A 24,262-nucleotide genomic window follows, 5' to 3' on the forward strand; every position below is an offset into this window, starting at 1 on the left:
ACCTTCGCATAATTATTGTCGAAGGATAAATTTTTATTTGTTCTATGATTGCATACATCGACGGCAAACTTACTTATAAAGATCCAACCTACGTGATTATTGAAGTAGGTGGTATTGGTTATCAAATTAAAATTTCTTTAAATACTTACGCAGGTTTAGTCGAAGGCGAACGTTGTAAGCTATTTACTTTTCTGCATATTAAAGAAGATGCGCATACTTTGTATGGCTTTAGCGAATTGGCTGAAAAAAATATTTTTTTGCATCTTATTTCTATTTCCGGCGTGGGGCCTAATACGGGTCTGATGATTTTATCTTCGTTAAGTGTAGCAGAAATTCAGCAGGCAATTGTGCGTGAAGATGTTCGCACCATTCAACGAATTAAAGGGATTGGAGCAAAAACGGCACAGCGGCTTATTTTAGAATTGAAGGATAAGCTCAAAAAAGATGTTCTTGTAGACCAGGTAAACGTTTCCGCAGCATCGCACAATACGAATCAAAACGAAGCGTTATCAGCTTTGATTACCTTAGGTTTTGCCCGGACCGTTGCCGAAAAAACGCTTGATGCCATTATAAAGCGAGAAGGCAGCCACCTTACGGTGGAGGAATATATCAAATTAGCATTAAAATCTTCCTAAGTAAAATTTTATATTCCGCTTGAATAAGAGTAAACACCAAGTAATAATTGCGTCCGTTGCGGTTGTTACCCTGTTCGGTTGGCTATCGGAAGCTGGAACATTGACCGGAAATTATCCTTTAAATTTAAATGCATTCCGGAATTTTGTTACCGATACTACCCTTATAGATACTACTACCAGCGAAGGTTATCGTAAATCGCGACGCCCGGATTTCCGACCAAAAGATCGGGTGGGCGACCCTTTTTCTAATCGTACCTCCCGTTCACCTTTATTACTTAAAAATCCGGACAATGTTAATCTAAACGTCGACCTGGATGATAGCTTACGTTATTTTGAAATTAAAGAAAAAGTAGGAGACCTGAATTTCCGGAACCCTACCATTATGACGTACGAGGAATATACTAAGTACCAGCAGCAGCAAGCCATTCGAAATTATTGGCGCAGTAAAGCCGAAGGCGGGGTGACCGGAGAGAAAGCCTCGGGCCGTTCTTTACTTAGTCCTAAAATACCCGTAGTAAGTCCGTTGTTCAATCGCATTTTTGGGGGCGACTTCGTGGATATTCAAACCAACGGAAATGCCGGTCTTAAATTTGGAGCCCGGTTTAGCCGCAATTTCAACCAGTCTTTACCATTGCGGCGGCAACGAACAGGCGATTTTGAATTTGATCAGAATTTAGCAATAAACGTTACAGGCCGAATTGGTGAAAAACTTAAACTCAATTTTAATTGGGATACCAAAGCTAACTTTGAGTTTGAGAACAACATTAAAATGGACTATACCGGCTTCGAAGAAGAAATTATTCGGAAAATTGAAGCGGGTAACGTTAGCCTACCTTTAAATAATAGTTTAATCAGTGGAGCCCAAAACTTGTTCGGGGTAAAAGCGCAATTACAATTTGGCCGTTTGGGGGTAACAACAGTAATGTCGAATGTACGCGGCCGTACCGACCAAATAAATATTCAGAATGGCGCTCAAAACCGGCCTTTTGAAATTAAGGTGGATCAGTACGAACGCGACCGGCATTATTTTCTTTCTCAATTCTTTCGCGATCGGTACGACCGCTCTTTACGCGATTTACCGCAGTTAAAATCGGGTATTACCATTCGCCGGTTAGAAGTATACATTACCAACGATAACCGGTCCACGGAAAATTTACGCAACGTAGTTACCTTGATGGATTTGGCCGAGGCTGATACTACCAAAACTTTACGGGATCAATTTGCCAAGGCTGGTGTTGCACTTACTGCCCCATCCAGTAACGATGCCAATAATATATATAGCAGAGTAAGCGGCAACCGGAATAACAATACGGTGGATGAAACCTTACAAGGAGCTGCTTTATTACTTCAGAAAACTGTAGATTTTGAACACGTACGAGCCCGCCGGCTCGATCCTAAGGAGTATAAATTTAATGCGGAGCTAGGTTACATTTCTCTTAATATTCAGATGTTGCCGGAACAGGTACTAGGAGTGGCGTATGAATATACTTTAAATGGCCGGGTGTACCGCGTAGGTGAATTGCAGGACGATTACCAAAATGTGAACGACAATGAGGTAATATTCCTGAAAATGCTTAAATCTACGAATCCGGCTCTGAGTTACCCAACTTGGGATTTGATGATGAAGAACGTTTATTCACTCAACGCCAACCAAATTACCCGGGAAGGATTTCAAATGAATATTATCTACAAAGATGATGAAACCGGCGTAGATATTACCAGCTTAAAAGAAGGTAGAAGTATTCAAAATGTACCTTTAGTAGAAGTATTTAATTTAGATAAAGTTAATACCAACAACGATGCCCCACCAGATGGTAACTTCGACTTTTTAACCGGGCTAACGATTGATCCGGAAAACGGGCGGATATTCTTCCCGGAAGTAGAGCCGTTTGGCTCTTACTTGCAAAGTAAATTTGTTCCCGGCGAAGAGAACCTGGTACAAAAATACGTTTATCAGGAACTCTATGACCAAACGCAAAGTGATGCCCAACAGATTACCAGTAAATCTAAATTTTTCTTAAAAGGCCGTTATCAGGCGAGTGCGACCGACGAAATTGCTTTACCTGGAATTCAGGTGGCGGAAGGATCGGTACGGGTGCGTTCCGGCGGAAATTTACTAACGGAAGGGGTAGACTACCGGGTAGATTATGCCTTGGGTCGTGTTAAAATTTTAAATCCGAGTTATCTGAATTCGGCGAGTAACCTGGCAGTAGAATTTGAGAAAGCCGAAATTATTAATCCGCAGCCACGGGCTATGGTTGGCGCCCGCTTTGATTATGCTTTAAGTCGTGATATCGGCATTGGTGCTACTTTATTGCATCTCGGCGAAACACCTTATAACAACAACCGGGTGAGCCTGGGCGACGAACCTTCAAACAACACCATTTATGGTTTAGATATCAACCTGAAAAAGGAATCTCGTTTGTTAACCACGCTTACGGATAAACTACCTTTTATTCAAACCAAAGAACCATCCGCTATAGCCTTTAACGCCGAATTCGCGCAATTGCTACCCGCTCGTTCTAAATTAAAAGGGGAAGATGGTGTTTCTTATATTGATGATTTTGAAGGAGCAGAGTCGTCTTACTCTCTGTCTAGCAGCACGAATACCAATAACTGGCGCTTAGCAGCTACCCCTGCTCCCCTTATTGGTGGTAGAACCGGCCGGGCGTATGCCGATAACCGGGCGCATTTAGCTTGGTACACTATTGACCAAGGGGTATACTACCGTAACGGTAACCAGCACCCGAATAATATTACAGACGGCGATTTACGAAATCACTATATAAGAGGAATTAACCGGAAAGAGATTTTCCCAAACCGTGATTTAGATGCGGTAAACAATTACGAATATCCCTTTGATTTAGTCTACTACCCCGCCGAACGTGGACAGTATAATTACAATCCTAATGCTACAGACCGGCCAGATGCGCCGGTAAAAAATGGTAAATTATTGCCCAACTTTCAAAACCCAATTGATAACTGGGCGGGTATTAGCCGGGAAATCACCTTCGATACTGACTTTGATAACGCCAATATTGAATACTTGGAGTTCTGGATGATGGACCCATTTCTGCAAGTAACGAATCCGAATACCAAGCTGGCCAATATTACCGACCAGGATGGTAATGATAAAGCCAATACTACCGGGGGTGAGTTGGTATTTAACTTAGGTAACGTTTCCGAAGATTTGTTAAAAGACCAGAACCGTTATGAGTTTGAGAATGGCCTACCCACAGAAGCATCTACGGGTACTACTAAACGGGATACCGATCCTACCGATTGGGGAGTAGTAACACGCCGTCAGTTTTTAACTGATGCTTTCGATAATAACTCTGGCAGTCGGCAATTTCAGGATATTGGCTTGGAAGGTTTAAATAATTCCGAAGAAAAGCAATTTTTCACCGGCGTTTACCAGCAATTCCCTGACCCTTCTAACGATGACTTCCGGCACCATTTAAACCAGGATTACGATAACCGGGATGTAAAAATATTAGGCCGTTATAAATACTTTAACGGCATGGAAAACAACTCCGCCGAAAACAGTGTGGAAGCTGCTTATGCTTATCCGGATAAAGAAGATTTAAATAAAGATAATATTGTTTCGGATGTTGAAAGTTATTACGAGTATAAAATTGACTTACGGCCCGGTAAATTAGCAGTAGGTCAGAATTATATTGTAGATAGAGTTACTACCTCCAAAGAAGGTGATTCCATAAATTGGTATTTATTCCGGATACCCGTGCGACAGCCAACTAGTAAAGTAAACAATATTCAAGGCTTTAAATCTATCCGGTTCATGCGGATGTATTTGACCAAGTTTCAGGAGCCCGTAGTTTTACGTACCGTTCAAATGCAATTTGTATCGAACCAATGGCGTAAATACCTGGGTTCGGTATCGGATGGAGGTGTACCCTGTACGGGTAATTGCGATACCGATGTAGAGAATTTTACGGTATCAACGGTAAACCTGGAAGAAAACGGGGAAGCAGATCCGGGCAATATTAAATACGTAATTCCACCGGGAATTTACCGGCAGTTTGATAATTCATCGGTTACTACCCGCCGCCAAAACGAGCAATCATTGCAAATATGTGTGGATGATTTAAAAGATTCATTCGGGAAAGCAGTTTACAAAAACGTAACCATGGATATGCTTATTTACAAGCGTTTAAAGCTGTTTATCCATGCCCAAAGCCTGAACGGTAGCACGCGCGACGATGAAGTACGTGCCTTTATCCGGATTGGTACCGATTACACTCAAAACTATTACGAATATTCCTTACCACTAAAAATGACCCGGAATGGGGAAACAGCCGAACAGGAAATCTGGAAGGTTGAAAACATGATTGATGTAGCTTTCCAGGACTTTATTAATGCGAAAGCTGCCCGTAATCAAGCGCAAGCTAGTTTATTAGTTCCCTTCCCTGTAGACTTGCCAGATGGTAGACGCATTGTAGTAGTTGGTAACCCGGATTTCAGCTCGGTGCAAGGAATTATGTTAGGGGTATTAAATCCTAAATCAACGGATCGGGCCGATAAATCTTTCTGCGTGTGGGCCGATGAATTGCGCGTAGCAGATTTTGATAAAAAAGCTGGTTGGGCAGCAAACGCGCGGGCTAATATTAAACTTGCCGATTTAGCAAATATTTCAGCTACCGGGTCTTATACTACCGTTGGGTTTGGGTCTTTACAGGAAAAAATTGCGCAACGTGCTCGTTCCAACACGGCTCAATTCGACGTAAATGCCAATATCACCGCTGATAAGTTTTTACCCGAAAGATTAGGTATTCGTATTCCGGTAGCAGTGCAATACGGCAAAACGACCCAGGAACCTCGTTATGATCCTTTAGATCCGGATACACCGCTCGAACAATCTTTGAAAAAGTTTACGAGCGATGAAGCCAGGCGAGAGTACCGGAAAAAAGTAGTTAATCAAACCACTACTAAAAGCTTTAACTTACTTAACGTCCGGAAAGAAAAAACGGACCCGGATGCGAAGTCGCGCCCGTATGATATTGAAAATGTATCCTTGTCCTACGCTTACAGTGAATTATTGCACACGGATATTTTCACTCAAAAAGATTTAACTAAAACCTACACCGGTGGTTTTGCCTATACTTTTAATGGTACTCCTAAAAACTATACTCCTTTAAGTAAAGTAGCCGCTCTTAAATCGCCGTATTTAAAATTTTTGCAGGAGTTTAATTTTACTCCCCTGCCGAGTAGGGTATCTTTCCGCGCCGACCTGGACCGCCGTTATAATGAGCTGTTCCTGCAACGGCGTACCGATCCTAATGCGCCGCCGCAACCTTTAGATCCTAAATTCGCTACTTTTCAAAAGACCTTTTTCTTTAACCGGGTTTATGATTTAAAATGGGATTTAACAAAAAGTTTATCATTTGATTACACCGCCACCAATCGCTCGGTAGTAGATGAACCGCGCGGGCAGATTGATAGTCATAGCGAAGATCCTTTGGTTCGGGAAAGAAGCGATGTTATTTGGAAAAACTTATACAAAGGAGGCAGAACTACTAATTTTGACCAGTCCGCTGCCGTAACGTACCGGTTACCACTCGATAAATTTCCATTAACGGATTGGGTGAGCGCCGATGCCCGCTACGCCGCCGGTTATACCTGGACTTCGGGTTCCACTGTCTTAATTAGTGATACGTTGGGTTTAGGTAATACCATTCAGAACAACAGCGACGCCAGTGTAACGGGTAAAGTAGATTTAATGCGCTTGTATAATAAAGTTAAATTCTTAAAAGCCATAAACGAAGCACCTGCTACAGCTGCTGCCGGAGCCCGGCCGCCGCAACCAACTGTACCGGGTGCCCCAGCCGCTCAAGATACCACCGAGAAAAAACCAGAGTTAAAAGCACTAAAGGCTACCTTAAAAGTTTTAATGGCCGTGCAGTCTATAAACTTTACGTACCAATTAACACGCGGTAACTTAATCCCGGGCTATTTACCTAAATCTAAGTTCTTTGGCTTCGATGAAGAATTTAGTGCGCCCGGCCTGCCGTTTATTTTAGGTAAACAGTTCCCATTAAGTGATTTATACGATATGGTAGATCAGAACGGTTGGTACACGGATAGTAGTCATTTACTAAATACTCCGTTTAGTGGATTACGTACTGAAAACTTCTCGGCTCGTACCAATGTGGTTCCTTTCAAAAACTTTAACATCCAGGTAGAAGCCCGCCGGGAACGCTCCGATATTGAAGAAGCATTTTATCGGTTAACTGTAGCGGAAGGAGGAAATAAACCATTAAATAATATTGATTCGCTGCAAAGTCCGCTTCATACTGGTTCATTTAGTACGTCCATCATTTCGTTAGGTACTATGTTTGAAAGTCGCCGGGGAAACAACTCACAAGCTTTCGATACATTTATTGCTAACCGGCAGGCAATTGCTGAAAAATTGGCCGCAGCAAACCCGGATAAGCGCGGTGTTTATAATAATAACTCGCAGGATGTATTAATTCCGGCTTTCATGTATGCGTACTTGGGTAAAGATGTTGGCTCTTATAATCCAACCAAAAAAGCCGAAAGATCTACTAATTTATTTAAAAGTATACCGCTGCCCAACTGGCGGGTAGATTATAATGGGCTAGCAGAATTGCCTTTTATTAAACAATACTTTAGCTCTTTCTCTTTGACGCATGCTTACAGCTCGGTGTATAGCATTAATAGTTTCTCTACTTCGTTGCAATACAAAGCGGAGCCGGAAACCGGTTTTTCTAACCAGATAAATGCTAAAAATGAGTTTATTCCTTATTACGTTATTAGTCAGGTAACGCTTATGGAACGTTTAACCCCACTGCTAGGCATTAATTTTAAAACTCAGAAGAACGTGATTGGCCGTATAGAATACCGCACGGAACGTAATTTAGCTTTGAACATGACCAACGCGCAGGTAACTGAAGTGGGAATTAAGGATTACGTAATTGGTTTAGGTTATGCTACCACTAATTTCCGGGTGCCATTTAAAATAAACGGAGAACGTATTGTGCTTAAAAACGAATTAAATGCTCGTTTTGATTTTACCTTACGCGATAATATTACTATTCAGCGGTCCATTATTAGCGATAGCACGAATACGGGTCTGGGTACAGTCTTGAATCAACGAAGTGATAATGTACCTACCAACGGCACCAAGCAAATTCAAATTAAACCTACCATCGACTATACAGTAAATCAGAAGCTGAATATTCAGTTTTACTTTACCCGGGTAGTATCGGAGCCAAAAATATCGAGCTCGTTTAAAAATACAGTTTCGGAAGGTGGAATTCAATTACGTTACAGCTTATCGCAATAATTAAAACCTTTATGGAAAAAGCCGGTATTACTGTAGACCTGTAATTTAGTTACGGGAGTACGCTTATTTTATTATTATATTTGCTCTAACACCAATAATACTAAGGCAGTAATTGCAAAAACACCTAAATGTTGAAAAAACTATGAATTTACCGCAGGAACTACGCTATACTAAAGATCACGAATGGGTACGCCTTGAAGGAGACGTTGCCTACGTAGGAATTACTGATTTCGCGCAAAGTGAGTTGGGAGACATTGTATATGTAGATATTGACACCCTTGACAAAAAAGTAAGTAAAGAAGAAGTATTTGGCACGGTAGAGGCAGTAAAAACCATTTCTGATTTATTTAGTCCGCTTACCGGTACTGTTTTAGAAATAAATCCCAAACTTGATTCTAACCCCGAAGCGGTTAATTCAGATCCGTACGGAAATGGCTGGATGATTAAACTTTCGGTCGATAATACCAGCGAAGTGGAAGAGTTATTAACTGCCGAAGCGTACGCGGATTTGGTAGGCGCTTAATAAAGGAAAAAGAGCTTTCGGTATTTTTACCCTTATTCTTCTGTGTTTTCAAAACCATATCTCCCAGCAGTAGGTTGGGCAGCGTTAATTTTAATTTTAACGCTGCTTCCTCCTCAAGCCTTACCTAAAGTACCCGACTGGAACATAATCAGCATTCATTCGCTGGCCCACTTGTTTGTATTTATGGTTTGGGCGTTTCTGGTTTTAGATGGCTTTACCAAATCATCGGCCGGCTCCGGATTACGAACAAGCCAGATTTTTTTAACTTTATTCTTGGCGATTAGCTACGGAATTATTATTGAGCTATTGCAAGGATTTATGCGCTTAGGCCGACAACCCGATATAGTAGATGTTGTGTACAATACAGTTGGAGCGTTGCTGGGTATTTTATTTTTTTACCTGGTTAAGGTTTATAAAAGAACAAGCTAAATTGCCTTACTTAAATTAGTTTATCGTTGTTATTTAGTTGTTGTTAAGTTGCTAAACTGCCAGTAAAGACTATCTGGGCTATCAGATCAAGAGCTATGCATTAACGAACCACTTACTATCTAGAACAAAGCATTCTTTAAAGGCTCTTTTTGGGCAAATGCTGTAATATTTTGTAAGGTTACTTCGGCAATATTGTGCATGGCATTTTGCGTAAAAAAAGCTTGATGGCCGGTAATCAGCACATTCGGGAAAGCCAGCAAACGGGTAAACACGTCGTCCTGAATTACTTTATCCGATAAATCTTCAAAAAATAAATCACCTTCTTCTTCGTACACATCTAACCCTAAATAGCCAATATGCTCGTGTTTAAGGGCTTCAATTACGGCTGGCGTATCAATAAGGGCACCCCGGCTGGTATTAATCAGCATTACTCCCCGTTTCATTTGGGCAATAGAAGAATCTGTAATAAGATGGTAAGTATCTGGCGTAAGCGGACAGTGCAAAGAAATAATATCAGATTGGGTATATAGGGTAGCTAAATCCGTAAATTCCAAACCAATTTCTTCGCATTCTGGTTGCTTTACAACATCATAACCCAAAACGCGGCAGCCTAAACCTTTAAAAATACGCGCAGTAGCAAAACCTATTTTACCTAAGCCAATTAGCCCTACCGTTTTTCCATGCAGATCAAAGCCCATTAAACCTGTTAACGAAAAGTTTCCTTCGCGTACGCGGTTGTAGGCCCGATGAGTTTTCCGGTTAAGGGTAAGCACCAAGGCCAAGGTGTGCTCCGCCACGGAGTACGGCGAGTAAGCCGGTACCCGTACTACTGGTAAACTATATTGTTGGGCCGCTGCTAAATCTACGTGGTTATAACCCGCCGAACGCAAAGCCAGTAATTGCACGTTAAAATCAGCTAATTGCTGAATAACTGCTTTGTTCGCTTCGTCGTTTACAAAAATGCAAACTGCATCGTAGCCACGCGCCAGTACCGCTGTATCAGCGTGCAAGGGTACATCTAAAAAATAAAGTTCATACCCATACGTTTGATTTAGCTCCTGAAAAAATTTTTTATCGTATGGTTTCGCACTAAAAAAAACAACTCGCATAAGCTAGATTTCTAATTTTTTGCTAAAAAGCTTTCTCCTACAAAATGTTGTTGAGTTGCTCTTTAATTTTCTCGAGTTCTTCTTTCATTTCCACTACTAAGCGCTGAATAGCTGCATCGTTGGCTTTAGAACCAATGGTATTAATTTCGCGCCCGATTTCTTGAGAAATAAACCCTAGCTTCTTACCGGTAGGCTCTGGTAAAAAAACTGTTTCGGTAAAGTAATGAAGATGGTTGATCAGCCGCACTTTTTCTTCAGCAATATCCAATTTTTCAATAAAGTAAATCATTTCCTGTTCAAAGCGATTTTCGTTGAAAGCTTCAGAGGAACTAATTTCTGCCAGATGGGCCCGTAAACGGTTCCGAATGTTTTCTACCCGAATAGGATCCTGTTTATCAATTTCGGCTAACAAAATCCGGATACGGTCTACATACGTCATAATTTCAGTGGTTAGAGCCTTGCCTTCGTCGTTCCGAAAGTTGTTGAACTGCTGCAAGGCCTCTTCGAGTAAACTTTGCACTTCGGCCCAACTAATTACTTCGGTTTCTTCTTCCGAGGTACCAGTTAGTTGCACTACTTCCGGCATTTGCAACGCCAGTCGGAACAGTTCACTTTTATCTGCTCCTACTCTATCTGCCGCTTGCTCCAGTTCCGAATAATACAATTGCAGCAATTCGGTGTTAATAGTATTACGCGTTTTAGCTAACCGGTTCCGATTAAAATCGATAGTCAGGTTTATTTTACCGCGTACTAAGTTCTTAGTAAGTAGGTTCCGGATTTCATGCTCTTTGTCGGCCAGAAAGCGAGGAAACCGGACTGATAAGTCCATACTTTTAGAGTTAAGGGATTTTATTTCTACTGAAATACTATATTGGTCGGTTTCGCGCTGGGCCAGGCCGTAGCCCGTCATTGATTTTAACATCCGTTTTAATTTTTACTGTTTAGGACAGGCATCAAAAGTACACGAAAAAGCAATATTTCTATTTTTATTTTTTCTTTGCACTAATCTAATAACAATCCAATTTTAAGTTATTGTTTTAGTCTGTTAAGGAAACTAATTTATCTAAAAAACACTTAATCTTGTGCGCTACGAAGTAAAAGCGGAAAGGTTTGTTAGCAATTATGAAATTCAATTCTTATAACACTCTTAAAACCAAATGTGGTAAAGAGTTTGATAAAGACTTACTTAAGATAATAGCCTTCACTACTCATAATTTTAAGTATTCTCATACTACCTATACCATTTATAAAACGCCAGGTAATGGTTATATGCGGTGTTTACATAACTACGATGCGGTTACAGATTATATAACCGTAAATTGTGAACTCATTAGCGAGCAGGAAGCATTAACTTATGTAAACAAAACTTATTCATTATAAGTCTTTCGTTTAGTAAAAAGGGCTACTTTAAAAGTAGCCCTTTTTATTTCGGATTAAAGAACTAAGATGGATAATTACCGAACAGAATTAGTTTTAGGCCAGACAAAACCCTTATATTTGCACTATGAAATTTGGTGTAGTAATTTTTCCAGGCTCTAACTGCGACCAGGATGTGATCGAAGTTTTAAGCCGCACATCGCAACAACCTGTAGCCCGGCTTTGGCATAAAGATCACAACCTGCAAAATTGTGATTTTATTGTACTGCCCGGTGGTTTTTCTTACGGTGATTACCTGCGTTCTGGCGCAATTGCCCGTTTTTCCCCTATTATGCAAGAAGTTATTGCTCACGCTAATAAAGGCGGTTACGTGTTGGGTATTTGCAACGGCTTCCAGATTTTAACCGAGGCCGGCTTACTGCCCGGAGCTTTGCTGCGCAACATCGAGCAAAAATTTATTTGCAAAAACGTTTATATAAAACCGGAAACCAACTCCTTGTTGCCTACCCGGCACTTAGATATAAACAAAGCTTATAAAATTCCGGTAGCACACGGCGAAGGTCGTTTTTTTACCGATGAAGCAACCTTGAAGCAGTTAAATGATAATGAACAAGTTATGTTCCGGTATTGCGATGCAAATGGCAACACCGAAGCAAGTTTTAATTGTAATGGTAGTTTAGAAAGCATTGCAGGAATTAGTAATGCGGCTAAAAATGTATTTGGCATGATGCCGCACCCTGAACGTGCCGCTGATTCTGATTTACGAAATTTAGACGGTCTTACCATTTTTGAATCCATATTGGATACGGTAGCGGTTTAACGTTACTGTAATTAATAAATAAAAAAAGCTCTTACTTATGCAGTAAGAGCTTTTTTTATGCTGTTATGTTTGTGCCTATTAAGCAGCTTTTAAAAATCATAGCCTAAAGTAAGGTAAATGATTGGCCCGGTATCTTTAAAGTTCTCTTTCCCCCAGGCAATATCGGCCTTTCCGTAAACACCTAGTAAAGTGGTACGTACCCCGGCTCCATAACCAAATAAGAATGGATTGCGGTAGTTTACTACAGTTGCCTGGAATGGATTTGTATTAAATTCGCCTTGGTTACCACCTAACACCTGGGTATTGTATGAGTTTTTACGATTAAACGGACTCACGCCAGTGTAAGCTGATCCAATATCGGTGAAACCGGTAAACTGAAGATTACGGAAGAACCCAGAACCAATGGGCGAATCTTTAAACAAGTATTGAATAATAGGAATACGTAATTCAGAATTCAGCAATAAGGCAGAGGTACCATTCCGGGCATTGTATTTAAACCCGCGCATATTGGTAGCAAACTGCAAAAAGAACAGTTCGGCGGGCCTGGGCGGTGTGCCATTATAAATGGAAGGACCGTTATCATCGTAAGAAGAAAACAACCAGTTATCCATACCTCCCAAAATAAATCTGTTAGGTGATTGCCCGAAATAATGACCGTATGTTAACCGATTGGCAAAAACAATTTGTCGATGCACTTTCTGGTAATGCCGTAAATCCAGGTAAAATTTATTAAATCCATCCCGTTTATTATCTAAGCCACGCAAAGTCATAATACCAGCTTTCATGCGGGTACCTTCGTACATGTTTACTCCCATAGTTACGGAATTATCAAAAACAACTTCCGCTCCACCACCGGCAAAATCCATTACGCTATCGGCTTCGGCCAATACATTGGTTACCGCATATTTTGTGTGGACAAACTTTGGTAGCAGTCGCACGCTTAAACTATGAGTTAGCGGGTAAATGAGCGCCGGCGTAAATTCGTGGCGACCATAGCGCAAATCTTTGGTTTGGTACGATGTAAAAATACTTTGCTTCTGGTAAGATACCCGTAAATCGTACCGGTGTTTCAGGTTACTGTATTCCGCGTAAAAATTACTGGATCGTAAATCGGTCAGTAAAAATACCCCACCCCGAATCCGGTGATCTTCAAACATATCCGACATACCCACTTCGGCCACAATTCCAAAGCCCATTAACGGATCCTGATACACTGAAGTAATTAATTTATTTATACTAAACCGCAGATCGTATTGTACAGGACCGGCTAGTTGTACCGCTTCTGTGGTTTGGATTTGGGATTGTGCCGAACGAGCTCCAGTTATACTTCTAGGCCGGGCAGGTTTTTGCTGATCGGTTTCAAATTCGTAATTACGAGTATCTACTGCTTTATCTTTGGCAATCTCTTTCGTATCAGTGGTAGTTTTTTGCGCAGTATCTATTGGTGCGGCAGGTTGGGTAGGTTGGGTAGCCTCTTTATTTACGGTAGCTGCGGGACGGATAGAACGTTGCTCCAGTGTTTGTTGCCGTACGGTTTTAAATTCCGGATTTGTCTGGAAACTGAATCCCGGAAACATATACACAAAATCCCGGTCACGGTCGGCGGCTATTAAAGTTAGGTTATTGTTATTTGGATTAAAATCGAAGCTTTTAATATTTTGTAAAAACGCCGATACCCGTTCATTTTGCCCAGATGCCAAATTATACCGATATAACGAACGCACGCCGCTCTCTTCGCCTAAATACAAAAAGCTTTGCTCATCTAAAGGCCTTGGATTAGATTCGTTGGAAATAGATCGGGTAAGCTGTTTAAAGGCAAAACCTTGTTTATTTAAGTCGTAGTAATAAATGTCAAAATTATTAACAATCTTATCAAATTGCGGTACTACTGAACCTGTAGAATCCAGAAAACGGTTCGAGGAAAATATCAATCCTTGATTACCTTTCATGAAAACAGCGTTGCGATCGTCGTATAAATCGTTCGTTATTTGTTCTGCTTTCCGGCCCCTATACAAGAATATATCACTTTTACCATCGCGCACAGCACTCATCACCAGCATTTTACCATCATCGGAGTAATCCATATCCAGAATCTGAGTAAACTGATTTAGAGTTCCTTCGGGTTTACCTAAAATAGATTTAATCATCTTGGAAATAGAAAAATTACGTCGGTCTAAATAATAGCTCGATAAAGTAATAACGCCTCTTTTTACTTCGGCAATACCCAACTGGGTGTTGGACTTCCAGGCGAGTAAAGGCATTTTGGTATCAATTTGCTGGTCTGGCGTTTTATAACCACCTTTCCGGATTGTTCTTACCCGGCGTTTCGCAATGTCGTATAATTTAATTTCATACTGGCCCCGGTCATTTTCTACGTATGCGAGTTTGGTGCCATTAGGCGTAAATACGGGCTCGCTATAAACGTTATCTTTCCGGTTTTTCTTAAATAATTGCCGATTTGCATCTACCGGATTTAAGCGAGTACTGGTAATGCTATTCATTTGCAGATAATAATTGCTCCAATCGCGCACAAAACGGCGGTACGGAATATTTAAACTACTGGATATTCCAATCTCTACATCGCGGGTAATACGCGTCAGGTTCAGAATATTCTGGATAGAAGTATAGCCATAACGCTCGGTAATATAATTCCACACCGATTGTCCGGCTAATTGCTGGTTACGGACAAACAAAGCTTCGGGCTTTTTATTTTTGGTTTTGGTAACCATATCCCGCATGTAATTGTCCATATCCACGTTCCAACCTTCGGTAATATAAGTGGCCGCACCGGTAATAAACCAATCGGGTAATTTAAGCAGGTAGCTGCTTTGTAATACTTCCTTTAAACTGCCTCCGTACATCATATCGTTCAGGAGCAGCATGGTAATATTATAGCTGATATTTTTCTTAAACCGGGTTTGGGTACCATCAAAGGCTAATTCTACTTTATTTTTCAGGAACATAGTTTCGCCACCAGTCTGGTAGCGGTCGTCGTTCAAGCCAATGTTACTCTGGCGTAAATCGGCAATAGAATTGTAAAGAATAAGTGTGGTTTTAGAATACGGATAATACCCGATAATGCTGGTAATGCGCTTTAACTCTTTTTCGGCGTATTCAGCGGTATAAATAGCAGCTTGTTTGCCCCCACTATAAAAGTAAACGTTAAAGTTTTGGGTACTGTAAAACTGCCAGTTAAAGCTTTTATACTGAATCCGGTTTTTGCCAAAGGCTTCCTGCCCCACAATCTGATTCTGCGCCTGAGCGGCTAGAGTTACGTAAAACGTACTTAGCAGCAGTAAAATCACCTTTTGCCAACTAAAAGGAAAAATGTGTTTAGAAGTGTTACTCATACTAGGTGTTCTAATACTTATTAAAATGTTTTAAATACCGGGCTATATCTGCCTCTGGTTCCAGGGTACTTCCAGTTAAACTTTTAGTAAAATTTTTAGCCAGGTAGGGTGCCATCATTACTCCTTTCGAGCCCATACCGTTAAAAATTCCTACATTTGAATGTACCGGATGCCACCCCATTAATGGCCGCCGGTCGCGCACTGCCGGCCGGATGCCCACCTTTTGATTTGTTACATCAAATGGCTTTTTTATTATATGTTTAGTATGCTCGCTTAATTCGGTCAGAGCCGCTAAACTTACTTCTTCATTTAATTCCCGCCAGTTATAGGTGGCCCCTACTTTATACCGGTTAGCACCAAATGGAAGAACGTAAACCGCTTTGTTATAGATACATTCCGTCGAGAAATTATCGATTTTAATATCTAAAACTTCGCCTTTGTTCGGAGCAAAAGGCAACCAATTAAAATACGGATTTTCAATGGCTTTATATCCTTCACAAAAAACGATTTTTTGAGCCTTTATAGTATTATTTTCCAGAGAATAGGCAATAAAATCCGGCCTTATCTGCAAGTTATTATAATCGAAAGGTGCTTTTACCAAATCATGTTGTTTTTCCAATTCTGTTAGTAAGATATCTAAAAATAGATTTACCTCTAAATACCCGCTCTGGGCTGTTTCAACGGCTCCAAATTCCTGATAAATAGCTTCCGAAGGTGGTAAGTGCAAATGAACATCCTTAATAAATTCGTGCAAGGCCGGGTTCGTGCTTTTCCCCATCCAGGTATTTTGTTCCTCAACAGACGAAAACAACTTTAAAATAGGTAATGAATGCCAAAACGGAATACCTAATTCCTGCTCAAGTTCCTGATAAAAGTTAATGGCAAAAGGCACCAGTTTTTCGGCTAACCAGGATTTAGCAAATCGTTTACCTGCTATTGGGTTAATTAATCCGGCTGCCACCCGCGAGGCCGAATTAGCCTTATAGGTATCAAAAACAATTAATTTATAACCTTTCCGGCTTAAAGTACGAGCTAAAATGCCCCCTGCTAATCCATGCCCAACAATAATAAAATCATAAACCATCTGAGGGAATATACTACAAGTATTTTGAATTTTGTAAATTCCAGCCAAGTTATTAAGATATTATTACCTGGCTGGTACGTACTGCAATTTCCTTGTTCTATTATAACCAATATTTTCCGGATTACAAATGAAAAATATCGAGGTATTTGCCGGAGAAAGAGCATTTGTTTATGATACAGGAATAAAGATTTGATACCCCGATTAAATTAATTTTGTTTCCGAAGTAAGATTACAGGAGCTTTTACACGCGGCTGGTTTTGATCCAACTTTTAAAGTTTAAGCAAACGTTTATCTTTGGCGGTTGGATAGTCGAAAACAATCTTAACTGATTCTTCCACGGCAAGCAAAAGCAAAATAGATACAAACTAAAACTAAATAGAACATGCTCACCTTTGAGGAAGCTATCACGCTACCGCCCCAGTACGCAGAAATAAAACAACAGAGCGAGGCTTTGCAGTTTAACATGTTCTCGGATTTAAGAACCGGTTCCTTGCTGCGCACTCTCGCAGCAGCTAAACCCCAGGGTAATTTCCTGGAAATTGGTACGGGTACTGGTTTATCTTTAGCTTGGTTAGCCGCTGGTGCCGATTTAAAATCTACTATTTTATCAATTGATAATGAAGCCACTTACCAGCAAGTTGCCATAAATGCTTTTGCTAATGATAAAAGAATAACCTTTAGTTGCACTGATGGTAACGAATGGCTCAAAACTTATGATGGGCCATTATTTGATTTAATTTTTGCGGATGCTTGGCCTGGTAAATTCTATGCCTTAGACGAAACCCTGGCTTTAGTTAAAGTAGGTGGTTTTTATATTATTGATGATTTATTACCTCAACCTAATTGGCCTGCTGGTCACCCGGAAAAAGTAGACATTTTGTTAACCACTTTAAGACAAAAACAGAACTTTGTATTTACTACCTTAGATTGGTCAACGGGCCTGATGATATTTACTAAATGGAAAAATTAATAAGTAAATGCGGAATCTTATTTTGACAAAATCCATACTTTACACCTTTAGCACGCGTATTTTTTTTTCGTTATTTACAACGTTAAACTCATATTTTATTCTAATAGCCTATAGTTTGTACCACTACTGGAAATAAGCAGGAAATATTCTGAATTATATAAAAATGAACGTTACCACCTTTACCTTTAATGCTTTCTCCGAAAACACCTATTTGTTACACGACGAAACCAAAGAATGCATTGTTATCGATCCGGGATGCTACGATAAAAGCGAACAAGAGGAATTAACTAGTTTTGTTGCGGCACAAGGTTTACACATAAAGCAACTGGTAAATACGCATTGCCATGTAGATCATGTGCTGGGTAACAAGTTTATTTCAGATAAATATAAGGTAGATTTAGTAATTCACGAAGCAGATTTACCTACTTTACGAGCAGTAGCAGTATATGCGCCCAGTTACGGCTTTACCCGCTACCAAGAACTATTACCTACTAAATATTTAAAAGAAGGCGAATTATTACAGTTTGGAAATACTGAACTACAAATATTATTTACGCCCGGCCACGCTCCCGGTCATGTTGTTTTCTACCATGCTCCGTCGGAACAGGTAATAGGGGGCGACGTTTTGTTTAACCGTAGCATTGGGCGCACCGATTTACCCGGCGGCAATTACCAAATCCTTATTCAAAGTATTAAAACAAAATTATTTACTTTACCCGATTCGGTAACCGTTTATCCGGGTCATGGACCTAGTACTACCATTGGCGAAGAAAAAAAATTCAACCCTTTTCTGCGTTAAACTTTTCAGGTAAAAGAATTTAAGTTCTAAGCTTTTTACATTTACTAAAGGTTGGGCGAGTAGTATTTAAAAATCAGATTAGAATTTAAACCTTTTGCTGCTTTCCCTATCTTGTTATAACAAACATGAAAAAATTAATTCCGAATACTATTACCTGCTTAAACTTATTTACGGGTTGTGTGGCTATTTTTGCGGCCTTTCAGGACAGTTTAGCTTTTGCCGCTTATTTGGTTTATCTGGCCGCCATATTTGATTTTTTAGATGGTATGATTGCTCGTCTGCTCCACGCGTACTCCGAAATAGGCAAGCAACTGGACTCGCTGGCCGACATGGTTTCGTTTGGGGTGCTACCCGGCGTTATTATGTTTAAGTTAATGCAAAAAGCCATTCGTTCTTCCGAATCGGCCTCGCTGCTGACAATGGAATTATTTCCCTTCTTTGCTTTTTTAATAATTATTTTTTCGGCGCTACGGTTAGCAAAATTTAACATTGATTCGCGACAAACTACTTCCTTTATTGGCGTACCTACTCCGGCCAATACACTTTTAATTAGTTCTTTGCCGCTCATCTTAGATAACGACTTATTTAACTTGCACTACTTTATTTTAAACCCCGTTACTTTAAGCGTTTTAACTTTAATTATGAGTTACTTAATGGTAGCCGAAATTCCTTTGTTTGCGCTTAAATTCAAGAATTTCACTTGGAAAGATAATTCTATCCGGTTTATTTTTTTAATAATTGCTTTACCCTTGCTCTTTCTGCTTAAATTTGCAGCCATTCCGGTTATAATTGTTTTGTATATACTTTTATCCTTAATAAAACCATCTTACTCATGAAATTTACGGCAGAAATTGATATAATGCCCCACGCCGAATTATTGGATCCACAAGGTAAAGCAGTAATGCTGGGCCTGGAACATTTAGGTTTAGAGCAGGTAGCCGATGTACGTATTGGCAAACACATAACCTTAGCCTTAGAAGCTGAAAACGAGACAGCGGCTCAGGAGAAAGTGGAAACGGCCTGCAAGAAATTGCTTGCCAATTTGATCATGGAGTCGTATTCGTACCAACTTATTGCTAATTAAGCAATAATACAGTGCTCTTTGCAGTTCATTATTGTATAATTAGAACTGAACACAGATAATCTTATACTATTCCGGTTTATAAGATTATCTGTTAATACCTTTGGGATATATGCTTAAAAGCATAACTAGCTTTTTACTTTTCCTTTTGTCCCTTACCACTTTTGGTCAGAGTCATTATGCTGATGCTTCCGTGTTAAGTAATGGCACCTGGTATACGATAGGAATTCCTGGTAGCGGTTTGTACAAGTTAGATAAAGCTGCTTTGCAAAACATGGGGATTGTAACTGCTAACCTAAATCCCAAAAATATCCGCCTTTTTGGTAATGGCGGGGGCATGCTGCCTCAACTTAATGCTACTCTTCGCCCCGACGATTTAATCGAAAATGCTATTTACGTGGTCGGCGAAAGTGACGGGAAATTTGATTCGGAAGATTACATTCTCTTCTACGGCCAAGGGCCGCATACCTGGCGCTTAGATGCTAATCAACAAACCTTCCGGCACGAGTTCAATACTTATTCTGATACAGCTTACTATTTTTTACAAATTGGCGAAACTACCGGTTTGCGGATAAATGAACAAGCCCTGCTTACAGGTGCCACTGCTACCATAAACTCTTACGTGGGAAGAATTTTCCATGAGGTTGATTTAAAAAACAAATTATTATCGGGCCGTAATTGGGTAGGCGAAGAATTTAGTTCTTTTACCTTAACCCGTGATTTTAATTTTCCTATTACGGATATTCTGCCCAACTCAATCGTGCAGGTAAAAGCTGCGGTTGTCGGCGATTCTCCTACTAATAGTTCTTTCGATTTAAAACTAAATAATACCGCCATTGGCACGCTTTCTATTGCCGGCCGGGGCAACTTCGATTACCATCCTGTAGGTGTTTTACAGGTAGGCACTTTTGAGAAAAAGGGCATCACAGTTTCAAATGCCAACGAACTTAAAATAAGCCTTACGTATAACATTGCCGGCAATGCCGCTGCTTTAGGCTACCTGGATTATTTAGAAATACTAGCAGAAAGGCAATTAAAACTATCTGGTAATCAAACCGATTTTCGCTCTTTGCAAAATATTTATCCGGGAGCAGTTTCTACGTTTAAAGTGGCCGACATGCCAGTTGGGGCAACTATCTGGGATATTACCCGTCCAACCCGCCCAGTAGTACCTGCTTTAACATTTACAAGTTCTACGGCTAGCTTTACTGTTGCAACCGATTCCTTAAAAGAGTTTATTGCTTTTACGGGGCAAGATTTTCCTGCACCGGTTTTCGTAGGAATAATGCCTAATCAAAATTTGCACGCTTTAAACAAAGACGGCAAAACAGATCTGGTAATTATTACGCATCCGGCTTTTTTACCGCAAGCTGAACGGCTAGCAACGCACCGGCAAACGAATGATGGCCTACAGGTAAATGTTGTGACCACTCAACAAGTTTATAACGAGTTTTCATCGGGAGCGCAGGATATTTCGGCTATTCGCGATTTTATGAAAATGATATATGAGCGCAGCCCCAAAGCTCCTGAAAAAACCTTAAACTTATTATTATTGGGCGATGCTTCCTATGATTACAAATCAGCGAATACAAATAATCCGAAAAACCGCACGCTAAATAACACCAACTATGTACCTACTTACCAATCGCGCGAATCCTTAGATCCATTAGAAAGTTATTCTTCCGAAGATTATTTTGGTTTTTTGGATGATACCGAAGGTTTCTGGGATGAAAGCGATTTTTCGAATCCTGACTTAATGGATATTGGAGTAGGCCGTTTACCGGTACATACCATTCTGGAAGCTGAAATTATTGTAACCAAACTTATTCATTACAACGATCCCAAAACCTTCGGCAACTGGCGAAATCGTCTGGTATTAGCCGCTGACGATGGCGATGGTACTGAACACCTACGCGACGCTGAATTTCTGGCCGATTACATGAAACTGAATCAACCGGTTTTTAATATCCATAAAGTTTATCTGGATATGTTTAAACAAGAAAATGGCGCTAGTGGGCAACTCTCTCCGGATGCCAATAAAAGCATTGATCAAGCAGTAGAACGTGGGGCATTAATCGTAAACTATACCGGGCACGGCGGAGAAACCACGTTAGCTCAGGAAAAAATCGTAACCATCCCTCAAATTACTAATTGGAAAAATAAAGATAAACTGGCATTTTTAATAACCGCCACTTGCGAATTTGGCCGCTACGACGATCCAGCCCGTTCATCTGGTGCCGAGTATGCCTTAATTAATGAAAATGGCGGAGCAATTGGTCTTATTTCCACTACCCGGCCGGTATATGCGGGTGGAAACCGGGTATTAAACAAAAACTTTTTTGAAATAGCATTCACGCCTCTAAACGGTCAGATGCCACGTTTAGGTGATGTGTTACGTTTAACCAAAAATAGAAGTTTGTCGCAGGTTAACAACCGGAATTTTGCTTTACTCGGCGACCCATCTATGCGTTTGGCGTACCCCAATTTGCAGGTAAGTTTAGATAAAGTAAATGGCACCGATATAAGCGCTGGTATTGATACCTTAAAAGCCTTAACTAAGATTACCTTTGCGGGCAGCATTAAAAATAACAATCAAGCAATAGTAGATTCTTTTAACGGTTTGGTGCAGGTAATTGTATACGAAAAAGAAACTCAAATAAATACCCTCGGCGACGAAAGTGCAAACGGCGTTAGTAACGTAAGGGCCGTACCTGTACGCGAAAACATAATTTATGATGGAACGGCATCAGTAAATGCAGGATTATTTTCCATTTCTTTTATGGTTCCTAAAGATATAGCCTACAATTTGGGCAACGGTAAAGTTAGTTTTTATGCTTATTCGGGTACTACCGATGCTCAGGGAGCTTATGCCAATATTATTGTTGGCGGAGCTAACCCTAACAGTACTTCTGATAATCAGCCACCTAACATTGGTTTATTTATGGATGATGAAACATTTAAATCGGGTGGCTTAACGGGATCTACTACTACTTTACTTGCTCATATTACCGATGAAAATGGAATTAATACTACGGGCATTGGCATTGGTCATGAAATAACCGCTGTGCTAGATGGAGATAAAAAGCAGTCCATTAACTTAAATAACTATTTCACCGCCGAAACAGATAACTATCAGACAGGTCAGGTTCGATATCCTTTATCAAATTTATCCGTTGGTAAACACCAGATAAGCGTTAAAGCCTGGGACACGTATAATAACTCAGCAGAAAGCAAGATTGAGTTTGAAGTTGCTGATTCTAAGCAACTAGCGCTGGATAAGGTATTCAATTATCCTAACCCCATGTATAATCAAACTACTTTTCAGTTTGATCATAACCGGCAGGGTGATAATCTAAATATAGAAATTAATATATTTTCTATTACTGGTACCTTAGTAAAAACATTAACTGGCACCAGTTTTGCCAGTAAACCGCATTTCAATGCTATTACTTGGGATGGTCGGAAGGAAAATAAACAAGCTTTAGCTAAAGGATTATATATTTATGTTCTAACTGTTCGTTCCAATCTTGATGGTTCAACAGCGTCCAAAACCCAAAAGCTCATTTTATTGAATTAATATTATCAAATACTATATATTTCGTGTTAAAACTGTTAACCCTAATATGACTAAAATTTTCAAAAAATTGGCAACTGCCTTAACGGTTGGTTCTTTCTTTATTTCTTATTCGTCGCAGGCCCAGTTCACTGGCTCAAACGTTGTAACCACTGCCGTACCAGTTTTAACGATAGCTCCAGATGCAAGGGCAGCTGGAATGGGCGACGCCGGAGTGGCCACCTCACCCGATAATAATGCCGCTTTTTGGAATCCGGCAAAACTTGGATTTATTACCACCGATTTTAGTGCGAGTGCGTCTTATTCTCCCTGGTTGCGCAATATCATCAATGATATGTCTATTTCTTATTTATCGGGGGTTAAGAAAGTAAGTGAGCGTTCGGCTTTTTCGGCCTCTCTAATGTATTTTGACTTAGGAGATATTCAGTTTACCGATGAACAGGGGAATCCCGTTCAACAATTTAATCCGAAGGAATATTTTGTAAGTTTTGGTTACGGCCAACAATTAAGCGAGAACTTAAGCTTAGGTATTGGTGCTCGTTTTATTCACTCTAACCTCTCTGCGGGCATTAACGATTCCAAACCCGGTAATTCTGTGGCGGCCGATATTGGTATTTATTATAATAAAGATCTTACTATTGGTGCCCGTAATTATAACCTGGCTTTAGGCGGGAATATATCCAATATCGGAGCTAAAATAAATTATGTTAATGCCGACCGTAAAGATTTTTTGCCTACCAACTTAAAATTGGGAACAGCTTTTACCATGGAGCTAGACCCTTATAATACCTTAACGCTCGCTGTAGATGCCAATAAGTTATTAGTACCTTCTTTGGGTGCTAACAGCGGCCAGAGTGTTCCTAGTGCTATATTCTCTTCCTTTGGCGATGCTCCTGGCGGCTTTAGCGAAGAAATGCAGGAAGTAGTGTTAAATACTGGTTTAGAATATTGGTATAATCAGTTATTTGCTGCCCGTTTGGGTTACTTTTACGAAAGCCCTAATAAAGGTGATCGTCATTACTTAAGTTTGGGAGCAGGTATCCGGTATCAAAAATTCGGGATTGATTTTGCTTACCTTGTTCCTAACGGCGATAGAAGCAATCCTTTAGCAAGTACTCTTCGTTTTACTTTGCACTTTAACTTAAGTAATGAAGATGGTACTACTGTTCCAACTGAGTAATTAATTG

At 40.2% G+C, this 24,262-nt stretch carries 15 protein-coding genes; 11 read left to right on the forward strand and 4 right to left on the reverse strand.

All coding sequences use genetic code 11. The features are described from left to right. Positions 1-44: 44 nt before the first annotated feature. The 4 genes from ruvA to HUW48_RS20060 all read left to right on the forward strand — a co-directional run bounded on the left by ruvA (position 45) and on the right by HUW48_RS20060 (position 8,911). Complete coding sequence (gene ruvA, locus HUW48_RS20045) at positions 45-635, forward strand: Holliday junction branch migration protein RuvA (protein WP_182412637.1); 591 nt, start codon at positions 45-47, stop codon at positions 633-635. Positions 636-654: 19 nt separating this feature from the next. After that, the gene (sov, locus tag HUW48_RS20050) at positions 655-7,959 is read left to right on the forward strand and encodes a T9SS outer membrane translocon Sov/SprA (RefSeq protein ID WP_246343553.1); all 7,305 of its coding nucleotides are present in this window, start codon (positions 655-657) and stop codon (positions 7,957-7,959) included. A gap of 142 nt (positions 7,960-8,101) precedes the next feature. Next, positions 8,102-8,482: a glycine cleavage system protein GcvH gene (gene gcvH, locus HUW48_RS20055; RefSeq protein WP_182412638.1), complete on the forward strand. Its 381-nt coding sequence runs from the start codon at positions 8,102-8,104 to the stop codon at positions 8,480-8,482. Positions 8,483-8,524: 42 nt separating this feature from the next. Further along, positions 8,525-8,911 (forward strand): VanZ family protein, encoded by a 387-nt coding sequence (locus tag HUW48_RS20060; protein ID WP_182412639.1) that lies wholly within the window; start codon positions 8,525-8,527, stop codon positions 8,909-8,911. 119 nt (positions 8,912-9,030) lie between these two features. Here HUW48_RS20060 and HUW48_RS20065 read toward each other — a convergent pair whose 3' ends face one another. Both HUW48_RS20065 and HUW48_RS20070 read right to left on the reverse strand, forming a co-directional pair. Further along, positions 9,031-10,020 carry a 2-hydroxyacid dehydrogenase gene (locus HUW48_RS20065; protein WP_182412640.1) on the reverse strand — a complete coding sequence of 330 codons (990 nt, stop codon included), beginning with the start codon at positions 10,018-10,020 and terminating at the stop codon, positions 9,031-9,033. Between the two features lie 37 nt (positions 10,021-10,057). Continuing rightward, on the reverse strand, positions 10,058-10,942 hold the full coding sequence (locus HUW48_RS20070; RefSeq protein ID WP_182412641.1) for a YicC/YloC family endoribonuclease: 885 nt from the start codon (positions 10,940-10,942) through the stop codon (positions 10,058-10,060). A 582-nt stretch (positions 10,943-11,524) separates the two neighbouring features. Here HUW48_RS20070 and purQ point away from each other — a divergent pair. Next, positions 11,525-12,217: a phosphoribosylformylglycinamidine synthase subunit PurQ gene (gene purQ / locus HUW48_RS20075; protein ID WP_182412642.1), complete on the forward strand. Its 693-nt coding sequence runs from the start codon at positions 11,525-11,527 to the stop codon at positions 12,215-12,217. Between the two features lie 89 nt (positions 12,218-12,306). On the opposite strand, the gene HUW48_RS20080 is transcribed toward purQ, so the two are convergent. Both HUW48_RS20080 and HUW48_RS20085 read right to left on the reverse strand, forming a co-directional pair. Continuing rightward, positions 12,307-15,567 carry a TolB-like translocation protein gene (locus tag HUW48_RS20080; protein WP_182412643.1) on the reverse strand — a complete coding sequence of 1,087 codons (3,261 nt, stop codon included), beginning with the start codon at positions 15,565-15,567 and terminating at the stop codon, positions 12,307-12,309. A 10-nt stretch (positions 15,568-15,577) separates the two neighbouring features. Beyond that, a complete protein-coding gene (locus tag HUW48_RS20085; RefSeq protein ID WP_182412644.1) occupies positions 15,578-16,651 on the reverse strand; it encodes an NAD(P)/FAD-dependent oxidoreductase in 1,074 nt (357 codons plus the stop codon). A 382-nt stretch (positions 16,652-17,033) separates the two neighbouring features. On the opposite strand from HUW48_RS20085, the gene HUW48_RS20090 reads away from it, so the two are divergent. From HUW48_RS20090 to porV, 6 genes are all read left to right on the forward strand, one after another. Further along, on the forward strand, positions 17,034-17,621 hold the full coding sequence (locus tag HUW48_RS20090; protein ID WP_182412645.1) for an O-methyltransferase: 588 nt from the start codon (positions 17,034-17,036) through the stop codon (positions 17,619-17,621). Between the two features lie 163 nt (positions 17,622-17,784). Further along, positions 17,785-18,420 carry an MBL fold metallo-hydrolase gene (locus HUW48_RS20095; protein WP_182412646.1) on the forward strand — a complete coding sequence of 212 codons (636 nt, stop codon included), beginning with the start codon at positions 17,785-17,787 and terminating at the stop codon, positions 18,418-18,420. 125 nt (positions 18,421-18,545) lie between these two features. Then, a complete protein-coding gene (pssA, locus tag HUW48_RS20100) occupies positions 18,546-19,256 on the forward strand; it encodes a CDP-diacylglycerol--serine O-phosphatidyltransferase (protein ID WP_182412647.1) in 711 nt (236 codons plus the stop codon). Next, the gene (gene purS / locus HUW48_RS20105) at positions 19,253-19,504 is read left to right on the forward strand and encodes a phosphoribosylformylglycinamidine synthase subunit PurS (RefSeq protein ID WP_182412648.1); all 252 of its coding nucleotides are present in this window, start codon (positions 19,253-19,255) and stop codon (positions 19,502-19,504) included. The genes pssA and purS overlap by 4 nt, the downstream gene beginning before the upstream one ends. A 109-nt stretch (positions 19,505-19,613) precedes the next feature. Then, on the forward strand, positions 19,614-23,078 hold the full coding sequence (porU, locus tag HUW48_RS20110) for a type IX secretion system sortase PorU (protein WP_182412649.1): 3,465 nt from the start codon (positions 19,614-19,616) through the stop codon (positions 23,076-23,078). A 46-nt stretch (positions 23,079-23,124) separates the two neighbouring features. Next, on the forward strand, positions 23,125-24,255 hold the full coding sequence (gene porV / locus HUW48_RS20115) for a type IX secretion system outer membrane channel protein PorV (protein WP_182412650.1): 1,131 nt from the start codon (positions 23,125-23,127) through the stop codon (positions 24,253-24,255). Positions 24,256-24,262 lie beyond the last annotated feature (7 nt).

Source organism: Adhaeribacter radiodurans, assembly GCF_014075995.1.
GTDB classification, from domain to species: Bacteria; Bacteroidota; Bacteroidia; order Cytophagales; family Hymenobacteraceae; genus Adhaeribacter; species Adhaeribacter radiodurans.